The organism is Psychrobacter sp. DAB_AL62B (assembly GCF_028895345.1).
Lineage (GTDB): Bacteria > Pseudomonadota > Gammaproteobacteria > Pseudomonadales > Moraxellaceae > Psychrobacter.
On the sequence record NZ_SAXC01000002.1, the window covers coordinates 375,320 to 395,831 of the forward strand.

Annotated in this window: 13 protein-coding genes; 6 read left to right on the forward strand and 7 right to left on the reverse strand. The window is 42.3% G+C overall.

The annotated features are described in order from the left end of the window. Positions 1–116: 116 nt before the first annotated feature. Entirely contained in the window at positions 117–725 is a 609-nt protein-coding gene (locus tag EPB74_RS04555; protein ID WP_274903018.1) for a rhomboid family intramembrane serine protease, read from the reverse strand. Between the two features lie 523 nt (positions 726–1,248). Here EPB74_RS04555 and EPB74_RS04560 point away from each other — a divergent pair. Then, entirely contained in the window at positions 1,249–2,787 is a 1,539-nt protein-coding gene (locus EPB74_RS04560) for a hypothetical protein (protein WP_274903019.1), read from the forward strand. Positions 2,788–3,272: 485 nt separating this feature from the next. Then, positions 3,273–4,949: an OmpA family protein gene (locus EPB74_RS04565; RefSeq protein ID WP_274903021.1), complete on the forward strand. Its 1,677-nt coding sequence runs from the start codon at positions 3,273–3,275 to the stop codon at positions 4,947–4,949. A 147-nt stretch (positions 4,950–5,096) separates the two neighbouring features. Here EPB74_RS04565 and nagZ read toward each other — a convergent pair whose 3' ends face one another. Next, positions 5,097–6,188, reverse strand: coding sequence for a beta-N-acetylhexosaminidase (gene nagZ / locus EPB74_RS04570; RefSeq protein ID WP_274903022.1), 1,092 nt, complete (start codon positions 6,186–6,188; stop codon positions 5,097–5,099). Positions 6,189–6,661: 473 nt separating this feature from the next. Between nagZ and EPB74_RS04575 the strand changes: the two genes are divergently transcribed. Then, positions 6,662–8,872: a carboxy terminal-processing peptidase gene (locus EPB74_RS04575; protein WP_079690808.1), complete on the forward strand. Its 2,211-nt coding sequence runs from the start codon at positions 6,662–6,664 to the stop codon at positions 8,870–8,872. A 497-nt stretch (positions 8,873–9,369) separates the two neighbouring features. Here EPB74_RS04575 and EPB74_RS04580 read toward each other — a convergent pair whose 3' ends face one another. Beyond that, positions 9,370–9,855: an FKBP-type peptidyl-prolyl cis-trans isomerase gene (locus tag EPB74_RS04580; protein ID WP_079690809.1), complete on the reverse strand. Its 486-nt coding sequence runs from the start codon at positions 9,853–9,855 to the stop codon at positions 9,370–9,372. Between the two features lie 328 nt (positions 9,856–10,183). On the opposite strand from EPB74_RS04580, the gene EPB74_RS04585 reads away from it, so the two are divergent. Then, positions 10,184–12,079, forward strand: a complete 1,896-nt coding sequence (locus EPB74_RS04585; protein ID WP_274903024.1) for a M61 family metallopeptidase — start codon at positions 10,184–10,186, stop codon at positions 12,077–12,079. 149 nt (positions 12,080–12,228) lie between these two features. Here EPB74_RS04585 and EPB74_RS04590 read toward each other — a convergent pair whose 3' ends face one another. From EPB74_RS04590 to EPB74_RS04600, 3 genes are all read right to left on the reverse strand, one after another. Next, positions 12,229–12,594 (reverse strand): glutathione S-transferase N-terminal domain-containing protein, encoded by a 366-nt coding sequence (locus EPB74_RS04590; RefSeq protein WP_274903025.1) that lies wholly within the window; start codon positions 12,592–12,594, stop codon positions 12,229–12,231. A 147-nt stretch (positions 12,595–12,741) separates the two neighbouring features. Next, positions 12,742–13,527 (reverse strand): CopM family metallochaperone, encoded by a 786-nt coding sequence (gene copM, locus EPB74_RS04595; protein ID WP_274903026.1) that lies wholly within the window; start codon positions 13,525–13,527, stop codon positions 12,742–12,744. 209 nt (positions 13,528–13,736) lie between these two features. Beyond that, the gene (locus EPB74_RS04600) at positions 13,737–14,357 is read right to left on the reverse strand and encodes an rRNA large subunit pseudouridine synthase E (RefSeq protein ID WP_274903027.1); all 621 of its coding nucleotides are present in this window, start codon (positions 14,355–14,357) and stop codon (positions 13,737–13,739) included. Between the two features lie 216 nt (positions 14,358–14,573). On the opposite strand from EPB74_RS04600, the gene icd reads away from it, so the two are divergent. Beyond that, positions 14,574–15,833, forward strand: a complete 1,260-nt coding sequence (gene icd / locus EPB74_RS04605) for an NADP-dependent isocitrate dehydrogenase (protein ID WP_274903028.1) — start codon at positions 14,574–14,576, stop codon at positions 15,831–15,833. A gap of 251 nt (positions 15,834–16,084) precedes the next feature. On the opposite strand, the gene EPB74_RS04610 is transcribed toward icd, so the two are convergent. After that, complete coding sequence (locus EPB74_RS04610; protein ID WP_274903029.1) at positions 16,085–18,304, reverse strand: NADP-dependent isocitrate dehydrogenase; 2,220 nt, start codon at positions 18,302–18,304, stop codon at positions 16,085–16,087. A gap of 650 nt (positions 18,305–18,954) precedes the next feature. Between EPB74_RS04610 and EPB74_RS04615 the strand changes: the two genes are divergently transcribed. Beyond that, positions 18,955–20,310, forward strand: a complete 1,356-nt coding sequence (locus EPB74_RS04615; RefSeq protein WP_274903030.1) for a GNAT family N-acetyltransferase — start codon at positions 18,955–18,957, stop codon at positions 20,308–20,310. Positions 20,311–20,512 lie beyond the last annotated feature (202 nt).

The following is a 20,512-nucleotide window of genomic DNA, read 5'->3' on the forward strand; positions in this document are numbered from 1 at the left end:
AATCATCAAATTTAAAGATAAAATTGCCCACAATATAAAGCCATATTAACAACCGTTCAATCATTTAAACGGTTAGTAGAAATAAGAAGCTCGTACAAAGTAAAAATTAGCAGCGCTTAAAAACCAGGCGACAATAGCGCATTTAGGAAATGCGGCAGTACTTGTGGCTCTAAAATAATCGTTGCTATTACCCCAAACGCGCCACCCCACAAGTGTGCCAAGTGATTGATATTTGAGCCGCCACGTCTATCTGAATAGATGCTATAAGCAACATAAGCGACCGCGAATAATATTGCTGGGATTGGAATGATAGCAAATAGATAAATTTTTTCCCAAGGCGCGAGCAAAATAAAAGCAAAAAGTACGGCTGATACCCCACCTGACGCACCAAGGCTTAGGTAACTGGCGCTTTGTTTATGCTTAATATAGCTTGGAATGATCGCGACAATAATGGCGAGTATATAAAAAACCACGAAGCCATAACCGAGCAAAAACGGCTGATACAAACCTTCAATAGCTCGACCAAAAAAATACAAGGTAAACATATTAAATAGGAGGTGCATACTATCAGCGTGAATAAATCCATGAGTGACAAAACGATCCCATTGACCATTATTTACCGCTGGGGGATAAAAAATAAGTCGATTAAAGAGAGTTTTGTTTTGCCACGCTAATAAACTGATAATAACCGTGATTATAATAATAAGCGTTGTATGGTTAAACAATGGATAATCCTTAGGCCGAGCCTGATAAACAGCAGTGATATATGTGGCAATGCTTAAAGCCTAAGTATTATGGCTGAATAACACTTAAATCTGACCAATCATAAAAAGTTATATGCTCATATTAACGATAGTAGCAGTGATGATGCAAAAACCAATAGGCGACAAAATTATGCTTTAATGATTGTTTATATCGAATAATATAACACCGTATTAGGCAGAATGAGTAATGCTTCGTATACTGACCGTAACGATTGACGTTATCGGAAAATAATGCACTGATATTATTAAATTATTGCTTATCGAGTACGCAATTCTTGCGATATCTCTACTATTCTTGCGATATCACTACTATAAAGGCAATTAATATACCTATAAAGGCAATTAATATACCAACATTGCCAACGAATTACTCAGTTTTGTAAGCGACTTCTTTGGTAAGCAACTTATAAAACGCGGCCTGTATGTAGAGATAAATAAACAATTTTTAACTATTTAACATTAACGCTGATAGAGACAGTAACTTATGAGTATCATCGATCAACTAGAACAAACGGTTACCCCAGCTGTGTTAGGTGACAAGAGTAGCGTGTCCCATGTCAGCTTATTAGAGCAATTTTATGCAATTTTGGTGGCGCGCTTAGCATTGCCACAAGTTTACTCACAATTACTGCGTGATGATCAGATAATTACTGCTGACAATGCCGCACAAACGCCTTTGTTTGAGCAGCTATGGCAAGCACCAAAGGTAAGACAAACCATGATTCAAGAGCTTGCAGCAACCCATCATATTGATGAGTTTGCGACCATGCAATTGCTCATGAATGCCGCGCCACTTGCCTATCATGAGCTCAAGGTACTCGCAAACGGTCAGTTTTTGCCCGCATTTTTGCAAGGCGAGCAACCCTCGTTGCGCCATTATTTGCCGACATGGTCAGCACCCATCATTACCGCTTCGCAGAATCCTGATGATGAATTGTTTCACAGCCAAAGCGTGATAGCGGATGCCAATGTAGCAGCAACGATACCTGTTATCTTAAGTAAACATGAGGTCGCTGATGCTAGTGCCATCAATCCATCGACAAACTTACTGACAGAACCTGCTGTCGAAAACTTCGATAACTTCGATAATAATCTAAGTACAAATGCTATTCATGCCAGTCCTGCGGATCATCATTTAGCAGAAAACAAAGACTTGAAACGCGAAAAAGTTCGTACCCGCAATCAGCGTAATGATCTGTTGTTATGGACATTTGTATTACTAGGAGCGATCACAGTCATTGGGCTGGTGTGGGCATTATTAATCAAGCCAAATGATAAGCCACCAGTTGAAGCTGTAGTGACAGCGCCTGTTGTAGTAGCACCTGTGGCCCCAGCGCAAGTATTAACGCCGATTGAGCTTATTGTTGGGGTGGATAATAACGGTAGTTTATACACTTGTAGCGCCTCAGTCGGTGACGCAGCGCTACAAAGTACGCTGCAACAAGCACTTAATACCAGTTTCGGTGAGCAGGCAAGTATGTGTCAGCTGACAGTACAGACGGGCGTTGCCAACAGCGTTGCTAATATGCCTATAGAAGCGTTACCGAATGTGCTGACATTGTTAAGATCGACTCCATTTGCTCGCTTGCACTTGCAAAATGACCGTATCACCTTAGAAGCGCCAGACAGTATGCAGCTTCAGCGTTTGGTTATGGATATACGCACTTTGATGCCAGCAGTCATGATTGACAGTACTGCGCCCCTACCATTACCTGACAATGTTAATAACGGTAGTAATGTTGATAATGGTGCGGGAGTAGAGGGTGAGGCGGCAATGAACAGTTCGAATAATCAATTCCAAAATGATGGTGTTCCTGCAAACAACCCTTATAACAATAGCAATAATGTGGAATATCAAGCCGCTGATGACGATACAAATGATAATGTGATGCCTGCTCCTGCAAGAAATAACAATGATTTCAATAACGCACCTGTAAGATCAAACGGTCCGATCTCCTTATCTGAAGCAGATGAGATGGCAAACAATGTCATCGTGGTTGAGCCTGCGCAAGTCAGAAGGTAAAGAACGCTGTTTTAACAAAATAATAGAAAGCTAAAATAAGTGCCCTATAAGGATTTTTATAGGGCACTTTTAATATGTTTAGAACAAAATATAGGTTTTAAATAAGCGAGCCTTTATGTTCTAAAATAATTCAACGTATGCCGTTTATAACTACGGCATTCATAACTACGTTATTCATAATCATGCTGCCAGTCCTTTCTATGTTAGTAGTTTGTACTTTATAGGCGCTATAGTTACGAGTAACAACTGAAATATTACTTAATGTAGCATTTGTACAACAGCGCGTTGATTGTGAATGCATGCTTAATACTTTTATAATACAAAAGTTGGATATAGTCGTCGCTAATTTTTGCCGCGTGGCTTTTTATTGCTTTTAGGTTATTAGCTAATATCGTTTATTACCTAATACCAAAGTTCTGTTTTTTGAGAACTCAAATTGTATAAGACAAGCTACTTAAAATAATTATTAATTGAGGAATGACACCATGGATATTATCAGTCACTTAACACGGACGGTGAGCCCAGCAGTATTGGGTGATGATCACAATCCTGCCAAGAAAAATTTGCTTGAACAGTTTTACGCTATTTTTGCGGCCCGACTAGCAGATAATGATACCTATAATCGTTTTGCCAACGACAATATCGCGCATGATGACCAAGGTTTTTATGATCGGGTATGGACGGAAGACACCCATCGTGACCAAATTGCTCGAGAGCTTGCCGGCAAACATAACGTCGATGTCACGGCTGCGCGTGGTCTGCTTGCTATGGCAGCGCCACTTGCCTATCACGAAATAAAAAGCTTGGCTGGTACAACGCCAGTACCACAGTTTTTAAATGATAATCTTGCCAACTATCAGCATCATATTCCTGTATGGGCAAGTGCTGTGTTGCCTGCTGGCATGATTGCCGCTGTACCTGCTGGTGAACGCATTTCTACTACCACAACTACGGCCCCACTGGAACGTGAAGAAGAAAAAGATGGCAGCTTTATGAAAGCGCTACTGCCTATCATTGGACTGATTATTTTAGGTGCCTTGGCTTGGGCGCTATTAAGAGGTTGCCAAGACAATCCTGAGCCGGTTGGTACGCCCGTTATTACCGAACAACAGGCAGCTAATAGCGATGGATCTGTCGCTGCTAGTATTGAGCCTGCGTCGTTGCGTATCGCTACGGGCGAAAATAGTGAGCTATATGCTTGTCGTATGAATGTTGGTAATGACACGCTACAAAGCAATGTGATGACTGCCCTCAATGGCGTCTTTGGTGATGATGCCAATAATTGCCGTGCGGATGTCGATAACAGCTTCTCAATAGATATGCCAGCTGCTACTCAGCTTGCTACTATATTGCCTATCTTCAAAAACGTACCAAATGCTAGCATGCTGATCAAAGGCGATACTATTACGGTCAATGCACCGGATGCTACCGCTCTAAGCAAGCTAGTGGCTGACTTACAAGCTGCTGCGCCAGCAATGACGGTAACAGCTGAAGGTCCATTAGATGCTCAAAGTGAGATTGATAACAGCCTGACAGCCTCTCAAGCCGCTATGGACAATCTTGGTGAGAATCCAGATCCTCGTGACGTGGCTCGTGCTCTAAGTCTACAAGTAGTTAATTTTGAAGTAGATAAGGCTGTTATTCCGGATGCTAATAAAGCGCTATTAGACCGTGCGATTAAGCTGATGGAACAAGTGCCCAATATGAAGCTCATGATCATTGGTCATACCGATAAAACAGCGGATGCTGCCTACAATATGAAATTATCGCAAGAGCGTGCCCAGTCGATGAAAGATTATTTGGTAGCACAAGGTGCTGACCCAAGTAAGCTGATGACTAAGGGTATGGGTGAAACCGATCCTGTGGCCGACAACTCAACTGAGCAAGGTCGTTTCCGTAACCGCCGTATTGAGTTTGTGGTATATGACGAGACTGCTACGGCAAACGATGGTATAGCAATTGGCAACAGCGCGCTTGATCCAGACTTGAATCCATTGGACAGCGATAATGATGATTTAATGCCTGATGCTGATGATCGCGGTGTAAGCACAAATATGCCAGATCCAGATTTAAATCCATTAGATCGTGATAACGATGATTTGATGCCAGATAGTGATGACGCCAGCCGTGGTAGTGCATTAGACCCGAAAGCAAGCAATTAATAACCCGAAAGTAAAGTATTAATGACGGGTCATCAATCTTTGATTCGTCTTAAGTTTTCATCTTAAAGGTTCGTCTTAAATTAAATTTTAAAACAGAAAAACCGCACCTTAATTGAGGTGCGGTTTTTATTTTGCTAAAAATATTTTTTACAAAGATTGTTTATAATTAGTCGGATCTTTTAATTCAGTGTTAGCCGATGCTTGAGGTTCTGCTTGAATAGGAAAGAACGTCTGTGAGATATTATCTTTTGCCTGTTGCCAATATTCAAACTGCTGACAAGTAGATTCGAGGTCACCTTGCCAAGCTGGTATCTGTCCACACATGGTTTTAATGCGGCTTTGATTGGGGTAAGGCAGGTCTTGTGCCGCTTTTGCTGCCTCATGAGCGGCAACGCGATCGTTGCAAACCAAAGCGATATCGCAACCTGCTTCAATCGCTGCTGTGACGCGCGCACTGACGTCGCCAGCCGCTTGCGCTCCTGCCATAGATAAATCATCAGAAAATAAGACGCCATCAAACTTAAGCTGATCTCGAATAATATCTTTGAGCCAAATTTTTGAGAATCCCGCTGGTTTATTATCCACTTGTGAAAAAATAACATGTGCTGGCATTAAAGCATCCAGCCACGGCAGCGTTTGCGCAAAAGGCTGCATATCGCTATTTATAATCTCATCTAAGCTACGATTATCGATGGCTTCTGCCACATGCGAGTCCGGAGCGATAGCACCGTGACCCGGGAAGTGTTTACCCGTGGTTGCCATACCAGCCGCTTTCATCCCGCGCATAAACTGGGTCGCCAAAGCAATAATAGTTTGGGGTTCATGATGAAAGCTGCGATCACCGATGACTTGGCTGATACCGTCTCTATCGAGCACCGGCGCAAAACTCAAATCAATCCCGACGGCCAATACTTCTGCTGCCATCAGGTAGCCACAATCATAAGCGCAGCTAAGGGCGTGGCTGGAAACTTGATTAAATAACTCACCGAGCTTGCCCATCGCTGGCAACGGCGTAAAACCTTTACGTAGGCGGGCGACACGCCCACCTTCTTGATCAACTCCGATGAGTATATCCGCATTGTGATAACGTATGTCGTCACACAACGTTCGCACTTGCGCCGCATCTGCCACGTTTCGAGCAAATAATATGACCCCGCCAACTTGGGCTTGTTTGATTAAGCTGACATCTTCAGCAGTCAGTGCAGTACTATCGATATCAATCATTAAGACGCCATACATTGCGTGATCCTTATTATGCTATACATTGTTATATGATAAGTTAAATGGAAAAACGATGATAAATGACATCCATAATGCATCGCTATTAGGATCTTATTATGACAGCTATTACGAGCCGAGCATAATGTAGCAGATTAATTGATTTGCATGCATTGGCTGATATTCATTAAATAGACACGGTCTAATTGATCGGTAGAAAACTTGGTATGTTATCGCGTAGCGTGTAAGATTGTTTATACAGTTTGAGACAGTGCAGTATTTATGCCCATGCTAGTATTGATTGATTTTTTAACGATAAAACTAAAATAACTATCATATATTTGTGGGCTTTTAATGCTAGCGTAACGGATGGTTTAATGGTAAATATAATAGAGTAAAACGCAGCTAAATTTTATGGACAGCTGTTTATAGATAACTTTTGATTTTGATAAAAACCAAGCATACTTTTAACTTAAAATAATTAGGCATATATGATGAAAAAACAACCAGCACAGTGGTTACTTAGTGCAGCGTCAGTGGGTATCGCTGGCCTTATTCTTACCCAAAGCTACGGCACGGCAGTGGCTGATAGTAATACAGAAGGCTTTAAACAGACACCTGAGCAACAGGTGACTACCCGCCAAGTAGCCGCATTGCTGGATCGTAGTCATTATCTCAATCAGCCACTCGATACGGCGACAGGTAGCGAGATTTTGTCTATGTATATCGATAGCCTCGATCCAAACCATACGCTGTTTTTGCAATCTGATGTCGATGAGTTTAAGAAAAAATATGCTGATGAGTTCGGTGCTCGCCTTAAGCGTGGTGATTTGTCCGCTGGGGTAGAAGTCTTTGAGCGCTATCGTAAACGCTCTAATGAATATTTTGCCATGGCAAAAAAGATGTTGAAGACGGATCTGGATTTGACTGGCAAGGAAACAATCGTTCTTGACCGTGAAAAGCTCAATCACTTTAAGACCAAAAAAGAGCAGCGTGACTATTGGACGCGCCAGCTTAAGTTTCAGTTGATGAGTATTACTTTGGGTCAAGAAGACGAAAAAGCAAAAGAAAAAGTATTTTTAGACAATCCAGATATTACTCGCGGGCAGGATCTAGTGCGTAATGATGAACGCACGCCGAGTGAGATTTTGCTCAATCGCTTATCACGTCAGCAAGAGCAGTTTACCCGTCTAAAAGATGATGAGATTATGGAAACCATCTTAAATACGGCGATGCTGACCTATGATCCGCACAGTAATTATTATGCGCCGATTCAAGCCAATGAATTGCAAATCCAATCCAGTCTACAGTTAGAAGGGATCGGCGTTTCGATTCGCCCTGACCGCAAAAACCCAGATTACACCCGTATTGTGACCTTAGTCGATGGGGGTCCAGCGGCTAAATCTGGTCAGATTAAGCCCAATGATTTGATTATTGGTATCGCAAAAGATGGTGAAACCATGACCGATGTGGTCGGCTGGTCAACGCGTGAGATTGTCAGTTTGATTCGTGGCAAGCGCGGTACTTCGGTGACGATCAAAGTGCGTCAGCCCAATACACCTGATACCAGCGCTCGCAATGTAACGGTGGTTCGTGACATCATTCAGCAAGAAGAATCAGGGGTTACTCAGCGTGTCGTCGAAGTTCAGCGTCCTAATATTGATAAAACGCCAAAGCGCATCGGGGTCCTTGAGATACCGAGCTTTTATTTAAATTACCGCGCCCGCCGTAATGGTGAGGATTACCGTAGCGTCAGTATTGATACCGAAAAGGCACTCAAAGAGCTTAATAAAGAGAATATCGACGGGCTAGTGGTTGATCTACGTAACAATCCAGGTGGCTCGCTCGATGAAGTTGCCAAAATGCTCGGCTTCTTTATTAAAAGCGGTCCAATGGTGCAAATTCGTGACAATCGTGGCAATATTCAAGTCTATGATGATATAGATGGCGGTGAGCAACTTTATAAGGGCAAGGTGGTTGTCATCACCAACCTAGCATCTGCCTCTGCTAGTGAGATATTTGCTGCAGCGATTCAAGATTACGGTCGTGGGCTGGTCGTCGGTAGCACAACCACTGGTAAAGGTTCAGCGCAAATCCAATTGGATAGCTTAGCTTTAGGTTCTGCGACTTTAACCCAGCGTAAATTTTATCGTATTACTGGTGGCAGTACGCAGAATAAAGGCGTCGTGCCTGATGTTGAATTGGTTAATATCTACGATGACGCGACCTTCGGCGAGCGTGCACAGAAAAAAGCGCTGCCTTGGGATACGATTAAAACGGCGCCGTACAAACCTGAAGGTAAGTTTACTGCTGATACGTTAGCAACGCTTAACCAACAGTCAAAAATTCGCCAACAGAAAAACCCGCAGTTTGTTTATCTATCAACGCTAAATGATATCCGTAATATGGAAGATGAGAAAAAACCTTTCCCTCTCGATATCAATAGCCGCCGTGCCAAAATGCAGCTGATAGAAAAACGCTCATTAGAAGCTGAAAATAAGCGTCTTATCGCAACCGGTGAGCGTCCTTATGCCAATTGGAATACTTATCAAGCGGCAATGGATGCTAAGTTCGAAGAGCGTAGCCAAATGAAGGCTTTGGAGCGTCCAGAGCTACCTGAAGACGAAGCTTTCATTAATGAAGCTGCTTATATCATGCTTAGTGCCAATCCAAAAGTGCTGGTCAGCCCTGAAGAAAAGCTGTAAAAAGCGCAATCTTATCAGCTGTCAATGATGCTATTAAAGGGTTATTAAAAATGCGTGTAAGCATATGCTTACACGCATTGACGTTTAGACCTCTTACTAACCTAGGGTCAATCTGCGATTATAACTGTACGGCACGATTGAATGAATAGCTTCATGGATACTAGGGATTGGTATCTCAAAGATCGCATCAGGGATAGGTGGTTTGCTGATTAGGGATGATAAGGCTGGATGCCTGACCGTTATAAGATACTTCGGGATTAAGTATCGAATAACATTAACATGGATGGTTGGTGATAAAAGCCGCATAATGCTTGTCGTTATGCGGCTTTGTTACATCTAACATTTGTTAATTCTAAAGAATGATAATTTAGATAAAAGCTTGTTAAAAGTTACCCATAAAAAAAGGTCAGTAGAACTCTCTACTGACCTTTTACTATTAGACGATGAGTTTTATAATCATTCATCGCCCAAGCATTTCTCACTACATCTACCAGAGATTAGTGCTCAACGCCACCAGCGCCATGGACATGACCATGGTTTAGTTCATCTTCAGTAGCTGCGCGTACTTCTTGGATTTCAACATCAAAAGTCAAACGCTTACCCGCTAATGGGTGGTTCGCATCAACGATTACTTCGTCATCATTGACTTCAGTAACAGTTACCAGCATCACTTGACCGCCAGCTTCTGACTGAAACTGCATACCAGGCTGGATATCATCAACGCCTTGGAAGTTATCACGTGGTACGTGTTGTACCGCTTGTGCTTGGTATTCGCCATAACCATCAGCAGGCTCAACGACAGCATTGACTCTTTCGCCAGCAGATTTGCCTTCTAGTTGTTGCTCAAGACCTGGAATGATATTGCTATGGCCATGCAAATAAGCAAGCGGTTGACCTTCTGGAGACTGGTCAAGGATATTACCTTCGTCGTCTTTTAGCGTGTAGTTGAACTTGACGGCAGTATCTTTTGCGATAGTAGTCATAAATTATCCTAAATATATTGATATTAAAATTTAAATACGGTTGCAATAAACCTAAAAAAGCCAATCAGCCAGCCAAAAAGCCACGTCATTAGTCAATTATCATCAGTTTATTAGGGTAACTTTAGCAGTTAGCCTCTTTAATTGCGATAACTCCCATAACTTTCAAGGTTAAAATAATAAAAAAAGCCAATTAATCGCATAATTAAGTAAATTAACCAAAATTTTTATCATATTTTCTAATTAGCATCTTGCTTGTTTAAGGTCAGCCAGTTGCGTTTTTCGCTAATGACTTCTACCATAGCTACAAACATAAGGATAATAAACGACCATGACTTTATCTTCACATGCTTCTAATCAGCAGATATGCGATATCCATTACCAATTTAACTTTGAGCGTTTTTTTGAACATTTAGTGGATGCCACGCTCACTTTCACCGCAAAGACAGACGCTTCTAGCTTATGGTTACCGGCATGGATTCCAGGCAGTTATTTGATACGGGAGTTTGCTCGAAACATTACGGCGGTACATTATCAAACAGCAAACGAAAATAATGAATACTCCGAATACTATCGTGCCCAAAAAACAGATAAACATACGTGGCAGTTACCAGAAGTTAAAGCAGGGCAGACACTAAAAGTCCATTACGAAGTTTACTGTTATGATTTATCGGTGCGCACTGCCTATGTAGACCAGCAGCGTCTCTATGGTAATTTTACCTCTTTAGCGTTAGCCGTTGATGGGCAAGAGCAGTCAGCTGTACAAGTCAGTTTAATCGTGCCAGTAGCATTTTTTGCCGATAAAGATAAAGACAACGTCTTACTGGCATGTGGACTTGATGCCACACATTTACAGAGCGATACACAGCAAGCGTATAGTCTGCAAGCTAACAGCTACCATGAATTAATTGATTACCCATTTGAGATCGCTGTACAAGAGAAGTTTGATTTTATCATTCAAGACCATAAGCACCAAACGCTCAGCCATCGCTTTTTTCTCTCCGGTAAGCATAATGCTAATATGGGACGGTTACAGCAAGACGTCACTCAAATCTGTCAGAGCTATCTTAACTGGCTAGGTGATGCGCCATTCAATGACTACACCTTTATGACGTATGCCAGCGGGCAAGATTATGGCGGTCTAGAGCATATCAACTCTACCAGTCTCATTACCCCGCGTCGTGATTTACCAAGTGCTAATGAGCCAGAAGTTCCGAGCACCGATTATCAGCGCTTTTTAGGTCTATGTAGCCATGAGTATTTTCATGCATGGTGGGTAAAAACCGTCCGTCCAGATGTGATGCTGGATGTGGATTTACGTCGCGAGGCATTCACGCCATTGCTATGGGTATTTGAAGGTTTTACCTCTTATATTGATGATTTTATGCTGCAAGCGTCAGGTGTTATTGACAAAGCAAGCTATCTCAAACTACTGGCAGAACAGGTTAATCGCTACTATCAAACCCCTGGTCGCGCGCATCAAAGTGTTGCAGAGTCGAGTTTTGATGCGTGGATTAAGCTATATCGGAACGATGAAAATACCAGCAATGCTGGTATCAGCTACTATAATAAAGGCGCATTGGTGGCGTTATGTTTAGATCTAACGCTGCTTGCAAAAAGTGAGGGTCGTTATCGTTTGTTTGATGTGGTTAAAGCTTTTTATAATCAAGCTAAGCAAAATGACAATAAACGTATCGGTATCAGTAGTGCCGATATGGGTGTAGTGATAGGGCAGTTTATGCCGTTGGCAGATTGGGAAGAATTTGAGTGTCATTATGTCAATGGCGTTGAAGAGCTGCCGATAGAAGCGCTGCTAGCGGCAAACGGTATCACGGTGCATAGTAATACTAAAGAGACGGCTGATAAGTCAATACCGTGGGGTATGCGCTGTACTGAAACGCCAGTTGGACTCAAGGTGAATCAGGTACGACGTGGAAGCACTGCTGCTAAAGCAGGCATATCTGCCCATGATGTCATCATTGCTCTTGATGGTATCAAAGTTGATAATAAGCAGTTGGCAACCCTCAGTCATGCATCGTGCGCCGTTGAGTGCCATCTTTTTCGCCGTGATGAGCTGATGTGTGTCAGCGTAGCAGTGAATGTGGAAAGTGAGATAAATGATAGCCAACAAGATAAAGTAGCTACAGCCCGCCCGCATAAGGTGAACTTAAAGCTGGAAAAGTTAGGGTTTGATAAATGGTTGACACCTGACTTTGTTAAGTCTTGAAGGGATAAAAATTTTTAAATCAATGTAGAGTAGCTAGGGTTAGTAAGGAATGAGCGTGACTCGATCTGATTAATAAATGGTCGGGTTAGGCTGTTATTAATAGGCTGTTGCTAACCCGAGCCAATAATGACTTTCACTTATCAGAAATATTAGCTAAAGCGTTGCTGTAAATAAGCAATAATATCATTTGATTCATACATCCACTGAACGTCACCATTTTCTTCAATACGCAAACAAGGTACTTTGACGCGCCCACCATTCTCAGCGAGCTCACTGCGAAGTTGTGGGTTATTTTTTATATCTCGAAATTCGATGGGCAAATTTAATTGATGCATTTGACGGCGCACTTTTATACAAAAAGGACAGGCATAAAATTGATATAGTGATAAATTTTTACAGGCAGCAGTCACTTGCGCTTGCTGTTCCTGACTGCGTACCATTGGCTTACCTTGAGTCAATACACTCATAGCAGCAATGATTCGTCCTAAACCTTCTCGTATCAAATTAACTAACATATAGACCTCTATGGATTATATCGTATGGGGGATGATACCACTTCCTTGTTTAAATACTCAGTTAAGCGGTAATATCTGTAAATTAAAAATCTATAATGAATTAGGCTGTTTTTAAGAGTTATCTTTCTAGCATCTAGCATCTAGCATCTACTGAGCACTATCAGTTAGATTATTACTCTCTACTGCATCAAATGATGTTCTGCTAATCCAGTCTTGCATTACTTCGATTTCAGGCTGCTGGGCATCGATGATGTCTTGTGCTAATTGACGCATTTCTTCATCAGTACCGTATTTGAGCTGTACTTTTGCCATATCCACTGCGCCAATGTGATGCGCAAGCATACCGCGCGCAAACGCCATGTCGGGATCAGGATCAGCGATACCCAACACCATATCACCACTCAAGATATCCATGCTTCTCGCATATGCTTGTTGCATGGCTTCGGTGTTGGGCTTAGGCTTGGGAGCATCAGGGTGGCTGGCAAGCCATTTGTTCATAATATCAATCTCAAGCTGTTGTAAGTTAATAATGTCTTCTGCAAGCTTAAGCATCTCGTCATTATTACCATATTTCAGCTCAATCTTTGCCATATCTATGGCACCGCGATGATGACCCAGCATACTTTTTGCAAACGCCGTATCAGGATCGTTATAACCCATACCAACCATCATCTCATTATGCATACTGGTCATCGACTTCGTATAATCTTTGAGCATGTCCGTCATTTGCGTCTCGTCTACTATAGCGTCGCCTTCAGTCATATCAAGACCAGCATGAGCGTCCATATCATCAGGAATTTCAGACTGCTCAGTCGCTGTCGCTTCTTGTGCTGGCATCACCTCGCTATTATCTGCTGTTGGCTGGCAAGCACTTAGCAACAGAGCAGCAGAAATACCAGTAGCGAACAAGGCAAAGCGATGAGAAGCGGTCATGATATATCCTTACTATAAATAAGACAAACGATCAAAAATAAGATAAACAATAAGCAAATAAAGCAAGCAGCTCATATATAACGTAGGTTGAAATCTTAACAGATAAACCTTACCCGTTCGAGACGCTATGTTTAACCTGTCGTAATATGTTTGCTGAGTACAACAGTTAAGCGCTTTAGAGCTAATAAAGGAAAAATGATAGGTTAATTTCAAATGCCTAATTGCTGACAATGTCCGCTATTTAGGTGAATGCGCACAAACTCGCCAACGCCCAATTCCCCAAGCTCAAACCCTGCAACTGACCAGCGAATCAGGCGCAGACAAGGTAGCCCTACATGCGCCGTCATCCGCCTAACTTGGCGATTTTTACCTTCATATATAGTGAGCATCAACCATGACGTCGGTATATTTTTACGCTCACGAATGGGCGGATCGCGTTGCCATAATGTCATAGGTAATTCTGCTTCAGCGACCAACACAGCGGATGCTGGCAAGGTTTTCCCATCTTTTAATACAACCCCAGATGCCAGCTCGTTTAGCTGCGCAGCAGTTGCCACACCTTCCACTTGCACCAAATAAGTCTTGCCTTGTTTTTGTTTGTTTTGCGCAAAATTCTTAGCAGATGGTGGTTGAGTAATGGCCTTATTAATTCGTCCATCGCTGGTCAAAATCAGCAGCCCTTCTGAGGTTGCATCAAGCCGACCAGCGATTCTAAGAGATTTGTCCGTAAAATATTCTGATAGGGTGGTGTGGTCATTATTGCTGTCATCACGGAATTGGCTTTGTACTCCGTAAGGTTTGTTAAATAAAATAAGGCTAGAGCTGGACATAAAATAGCGTTTCCCAAAAATAAAATGACTGATAGCAGGTCATACATTATAAAAATTAATACATGGATAAAGCATAAAGCTAATGGCGTGTCGCATCTTAAGTTTATCTTATTGTACAAACATTTATAATGCTGTCATCACCATGACAAAACAGCTAGCATAACAGAATGCCAAGGAAGCTTAAAACACATAATATATATTAAGGAGCATCACATCATGTCATATAACAAGGTTATCGTACCAAGAGACGGCGAAAAAATAACGGTAAACGCGGATTTATCCTTCAATGTGCCAAACCATCCTATTATTCCCTTTATCGAAGGTGATGGTATTGGCGTAGATATCACGCCTGTCATGATTAAAGTGGTCGATGCGGCGGTAGAACAAGCGTACAAAGGTAAGAAATCAATCGTTTGGATGGAAACCTATTGCGGCGAAAAAGCTGCCAAAATCTACGATGGCGAATTTATGCCAGAAGAGACGCTTGAAATCTTACGGGATTATGTTATCAGTATCAAAGGCCCACTGACCACGCCAGTAGGCGGTGGTATGCGCTCCTTAAATGTAGCCCTTCGTCAAGAACTTGATCTATACGTTTGTCAGCGTCCTGTCCGTTGGTTCGAAGGCGTTCCAAGCCCCGTTCATCATCCTGAATTGACCGACATGATTATTTTCCGTGAAAACTCAGAAGATATCTATGCGGGTATCGAGTGGAAAGCGGGTAGTGAAGATGCGATCAAAGTCATTAAGTTTTTAAAAGAAGAGATGGGCGTTACGAAGATTCGTTTTCCAGAAAATTGTGGTATCGGTATCAAGCCGGTGTCAAAAGAAGGGACGCAGCGTCTGGTCCGTAAAGCAATCCAACATGCCATCGACAACGATTTACCCAGTGTGACGCTCGTACATAAAGGTAATATTATGAAGTACACGGAAGGCGCGTTTAAAGAATGGGGTTATGAGCTTGCCACCGAGCGCTTTGGTGCCCAATTGCTAGATGGCGGTCCTTGGATGACGATGAAAAATCCAAAGACGGGTCACGAGATTATTATCAAAGATGTGATTGCTGATGCGTTCTTACAGCAAATACTGATGCGTCCTGCCGACTACTCAGTAATTGCGACGTTGAACCTAAACGGTGATTACATCTCTGATGCGCTAGCAGCAGAAGTCGGTGGTATCGGCATCGCCCCAGGTGCCAATAAGGGTGGCGCTATTGCGGTCTATGAAGCGACTCATGGTACAGCGCCAAAGTATGCAGGACAAAATAAAGTGAATCCAGGTTCATTGATTCTTTCTGCTGAGATGATGTTAAGAGATATGGGCTGGCTTGAGGCGGCTGACTTGGTAATCAAAGGTATCCAAGGCGCTATTAAAAACAAAACCGTTACTTATGACTTTGAGCGCTTGATGCCGGATGCCATCCTACTAAGTACTTCTGAGTTTGGTAAAGCGATTATCAAGCATATGAATGCTTAATTGTATGATGAGCTTTATTACTTAAATTATAGCTAAACACTTCAAAAACGAGGCAGGGCTGCTGGGATGAATTTTTATGCGGTTGAAAAATTCTCATAAATCCAAAACCCTCAAAAATCTAACGTCCTCAAAAATGACAGCCAAAAAAACACCTCAAAAATCTAAAACCTTTGAGGTGTTTTGTTTTTTCTAACTTGAGCCCAGCTAGCTGAGCTCAGTTTATAGATAATTTAAAGCTGGTTTAGAGCCAATTACAATGACGCTAATATATCATTGAATAAGGCACTTGGACGCATCGCTTGCTCAGCCAATGCTTCATCTGCTAAGTAGTAGCCTTTAAGATCGATAGGTTTGCCCTGAGCTTCGTTTAGCTCTTTAACGATACTTGCTTCATTGCTCTCTAACTGTTGCGCAAGTGGCGCAAATTGTGCTTTTAGATCGCTGTCTTGATCTTGCGCAGCCAGCTCTTGTGCCCAGTACATGGTCAGATAGAAGTGACTACCACGGTTATCTAGTTCACCAGTTTTACGTGATGGCGACTTGTCATTTAATAACAGTTTTTCGGTCGCCGTATCAAGCGTATCCGCCAATACTTGAGCCTTGGTGTTACCGTCATTCTGTGCCAAATGCTCCAAAGATACCGTCAAGGCTAAAAACTCACCTAATGAATCCCAACGTAAATGGTTTTCTTCAAGCAATTGTTGAACGTGCTTAGGTGCTGAACCACCAGCGCCCGTTTCAAACAAACCGCCGCCTTTCATAAGCGGTACGACTGACAACATTTTAGCACTCGTTCCTAACTCTAGAATTGGGAATAAATCAGTGAGGTAATCACGTAAGATATTACCAGTAGCAGAAATCGTATCAAGACCACGAGCAACGCGTTCTAAGGTATAACGCATCGCACGAACCTGCGACATGATTTCAATATGCAGACCATCGGTGTCGTAATCTTTTAAGTAGGTTTGAACTTTTTTGATCAACTCATTTTCGTGTGGACGGTAAGGGTCTAACCAAAAGATAACTGGCGTATCTGATTCGCGTGCGCGGCGTACTGCAAGTTTCACCCAATCTTGGATAGGCTCATCTTTTACCTGACACATGCGCCAAATGTCGCCCTTTTCAACACGCTGTTCAAGCAATACTTCATCGGTTTCTTCGTCAACAATACGAGCCATACCCGAATCGCTCGCTTCGAAGGTTTTATCATGCGAGCCATATTCTTCTGCTTTTTGTGCCATCAAGCCAACGTTAGGGACAGTACCCATCGTCGTTGGATCAAAATTGCCGTGCCATTTACAGAAGTTAATCATTTCTTGATAGATACGAGCAAAGGTGGACTCAGGCATGACGGCTTTACAGTCATACATTTTTCCATCGGCGCCCCACATTTTACCACCTGAGCGAATCATAGCCGGCATAGAAGCATCGACAATCACGTCACTTGGCGAATGGAAGTTGGTGATACCTTTTGATGAATCAACCATAGCAAGGCGTGGACGATGTACTTGGCAAGCATGTAAATCGCGCTCAATCTCTTCACGCTTACTGGCTGGCAACTCGGCAATTTTTTCATACAAACTTGCCATGCCGTTATTAACGTTAATACCTAACTCGTCAAAGAAAGCGCCATGTTTGCTAAAGGCATCTTTATAATATGTTTTAACCGCATGCCCAAATACGATAGGATGCGATACTTTCATCATGGTGGCTTTTACGTGCAATGAAAATAAAATACCGGCTTCGCGGCAATCTTCCATTTCACGCTCATAAAATTCAAGCAATGCTTTTTTGCTCATAAACATCAGGTCGATGACTTCTTTGTCCAGCAAAGCAATTCCTGATTTGAAGACATTAATAGTGCCATCTTCAGCGACGCGCTCCATACGTACGGTACGCGCTTTATCTAGAGTGATAGATTGCTCACCAGCATAGAAGTCGCCGCTGTGCATGTGTGATACGTGCGTCTGTGACCACTGTTTCCATTCACCCATAGAATGCGGATGTTTGCGCGCGTAGTTTTTGACCGCTTTCGGTGCACGGCGATCTGAGTTACCTTCACGCAATACAGGATTCACCGAGCTGCCTAGGCTTTTGCCGTAGCGCTGACGAATTTCTGTCTCTTCATCGGTTTTTGGATCATCTGGGAAATCAGGTATCGCATAGCCTTTGTCTTGTAACTCTTTAATACAGGCTTTTAGCTGGGGGATAGAGGCACTGACGTTAGGCAGTTTAATAATATTGGTATTAGGATCTTGCGTTAGTCGACCAAGCTCAGCGAGGTTATCAGGAACGCGTTGTTCTTCGTTTAAGTATTCAGGGAATTCAGCCAGCACGCGCGCTGCAACAGAGATATCAGTGCTTTCAACCTCAATGCCTGCCGTGTGAGTAAAAGCTTTAACAATAGGCAAAAATGAGAGGGTCGCTAGCGCTGGTGCTTCGTCAGTTTTTGTATAAATAATTTTTGACATTAGTAGGACATTCCTTTTGATTGTAATTAATAATAAGGCACAAATATAATTTAATAATGCTATACAGCCCTTATGTAATAATGGGCCATGCGGTTAGACTAAATAGCTTATAGCTGTTTTTTTATAGGCAGTCTCTTGAAGACTTTCGAGTCTACTTAGAGTTTTTCTTTCGTTAAGAAGGCAATTTGACTGTCTTGTCTGAACTACCTGAAAGTGAATGGCGGACGCCACATTATAGTTAACTAATTATAAATCAGCTGCGATGTCAATCTCGCATAATGAACTAAGTGTAGCGTTTTCGCTTGTTTCTAATATATCTGAATTACATTAAGCTATTAAGAGCCTTATTCTACCAGTCATCTGATAAAATTTCATCCTTTCTATACAAACGCTATTCTTTAATATAAATAATAAAGCGCATAGTCACATTGTAGATACAAGTAACAGACAAGCCGCCTCTAATGCTATTTTAAAAAGCAAATCAATCATAAAAAGTCATCTATATTCCTGTAGATAGCTTTTTTTATGGTTGATTTATAATTAGGTAGAGAGCGTTTTTATCTATTTTACTCATTTAGTCTGCAAATTGTGACAGCATATGAGTGGAATTTTGCTAGGCTAGGCTTGTACAAAAATAAAAAGTGAGCATTATGAGTTTACAGTACGCACTACTTGGCGATATGAGCTGGCAGAATCGAGCAGAGTGGCAAATACCAGACACCCCTTTTATGTCATTCGCTTTTTGGCAGGCGCTCAGTGACACCGGAGCGATTGGCGAGCAGGCGGGCTGGTTACCTATTTATGTGTTGATATATCGCGTAGAGGATTCTAGCAGCACAGCGATAACAGATTCTTCAACAGCATCATTGGCACCATTGTCATCATCGCCATTAGATATATCAGAGCCAATTGCGGTGATGCCAGTATTTGTAAAGGGTCATCATCAAGGCGAGTTTGTATTTGATCATGCGTGGGCGCAGGCATATGCACAGTATGGTCTCGACTATTATCCTCGGCTAGTCACTAGTGCACCTTATACCCCAGTCACTGGCGAGCGTTTATGGTTGGCGCGTGGCGAAAAACTGAATGCTGAGATTGTGCAAACTGCGATTGCAGGAGTAGATGATATTGCTCAGCAAGTTGGTGCGTCAGGTTGGCATGGACTGTTTGTCACGCCTGAGTTTGCTGCTATCGCAACCACGTTAATGCCCGTTGATAGCGATATCAATCTTGGTGTTGAAGCCCAAAATCCTGCTTTTGATTCGACATTTGCTTATACACCGATACTTGAGCGCCAGGGCTGCCAGTTTTTATGGCAAAATAAAAATCTCAGTCAAAATGATGAACCATTTACTGACTTTGAAGGGTTTTTAGCGACGCTCAGAGCCAAAAAGCGTAAAACCATTCGTGCTGAGCGACGAAAAGTCGCCGAGCAAGGTATCACTTGCCAGCGAAAATGCGGTGATGAGATTACTGAGGCTGACTGGAAAACGTTTTATCATTGTTATGTGATGACCTATGCCATACGTGGACAACAGCCTTATTTAACCATGGATTTTTTTAAAGCACTGGCGAATGGTATGGCTGAGCACCTAATGTTGGCGCAAGCCGTTGACGTAAATGGTGAAGTTATCGCTAGTAGTTTGTTTTTATATGATAAACCCGATAGTAAAAATGCGACTTTGTACGGTCGTTACTGGGGTGCGCTTGGTGAGTATGATAGCTTGCACTTTGAGCTGTGTTATTATCAAGGTATTGATTTTGCGATCGAGCAAGGCTTAATTTATTTTGACCCCGGCACCCAAGGCGAGCATAAACTGATTCGTGGCTTTATTCCTACTAAAACGCACTCTTTACATCGCATTTATGATTCGCGCTTTGTACCAGCGATTGGCGATTTTTGTGCTAAAGATCGTCTACATATGGCGCAGTATCGAAAGCAGGCATTTGAGGCTTTGCCATTTAATATTGATAATATGCCAACGTTTGATAGTACTAATGTTTGATATAGTTCATACACTTTTAAAAGAATACAGCGTTGCTGGAATGAATTTTTCGAAGCCTCTGGAGTGCAAAGCGCACAGCAAGCGAGGAAATTTTATACCAGCAACGCACTGTTTGACTTGTATCTTTTTTATTTAGACCTGACTATAGCAATGATTAATCTTCTTTCTTCTTTAACAAGCTTCTATTTAATAAGCGCCTATT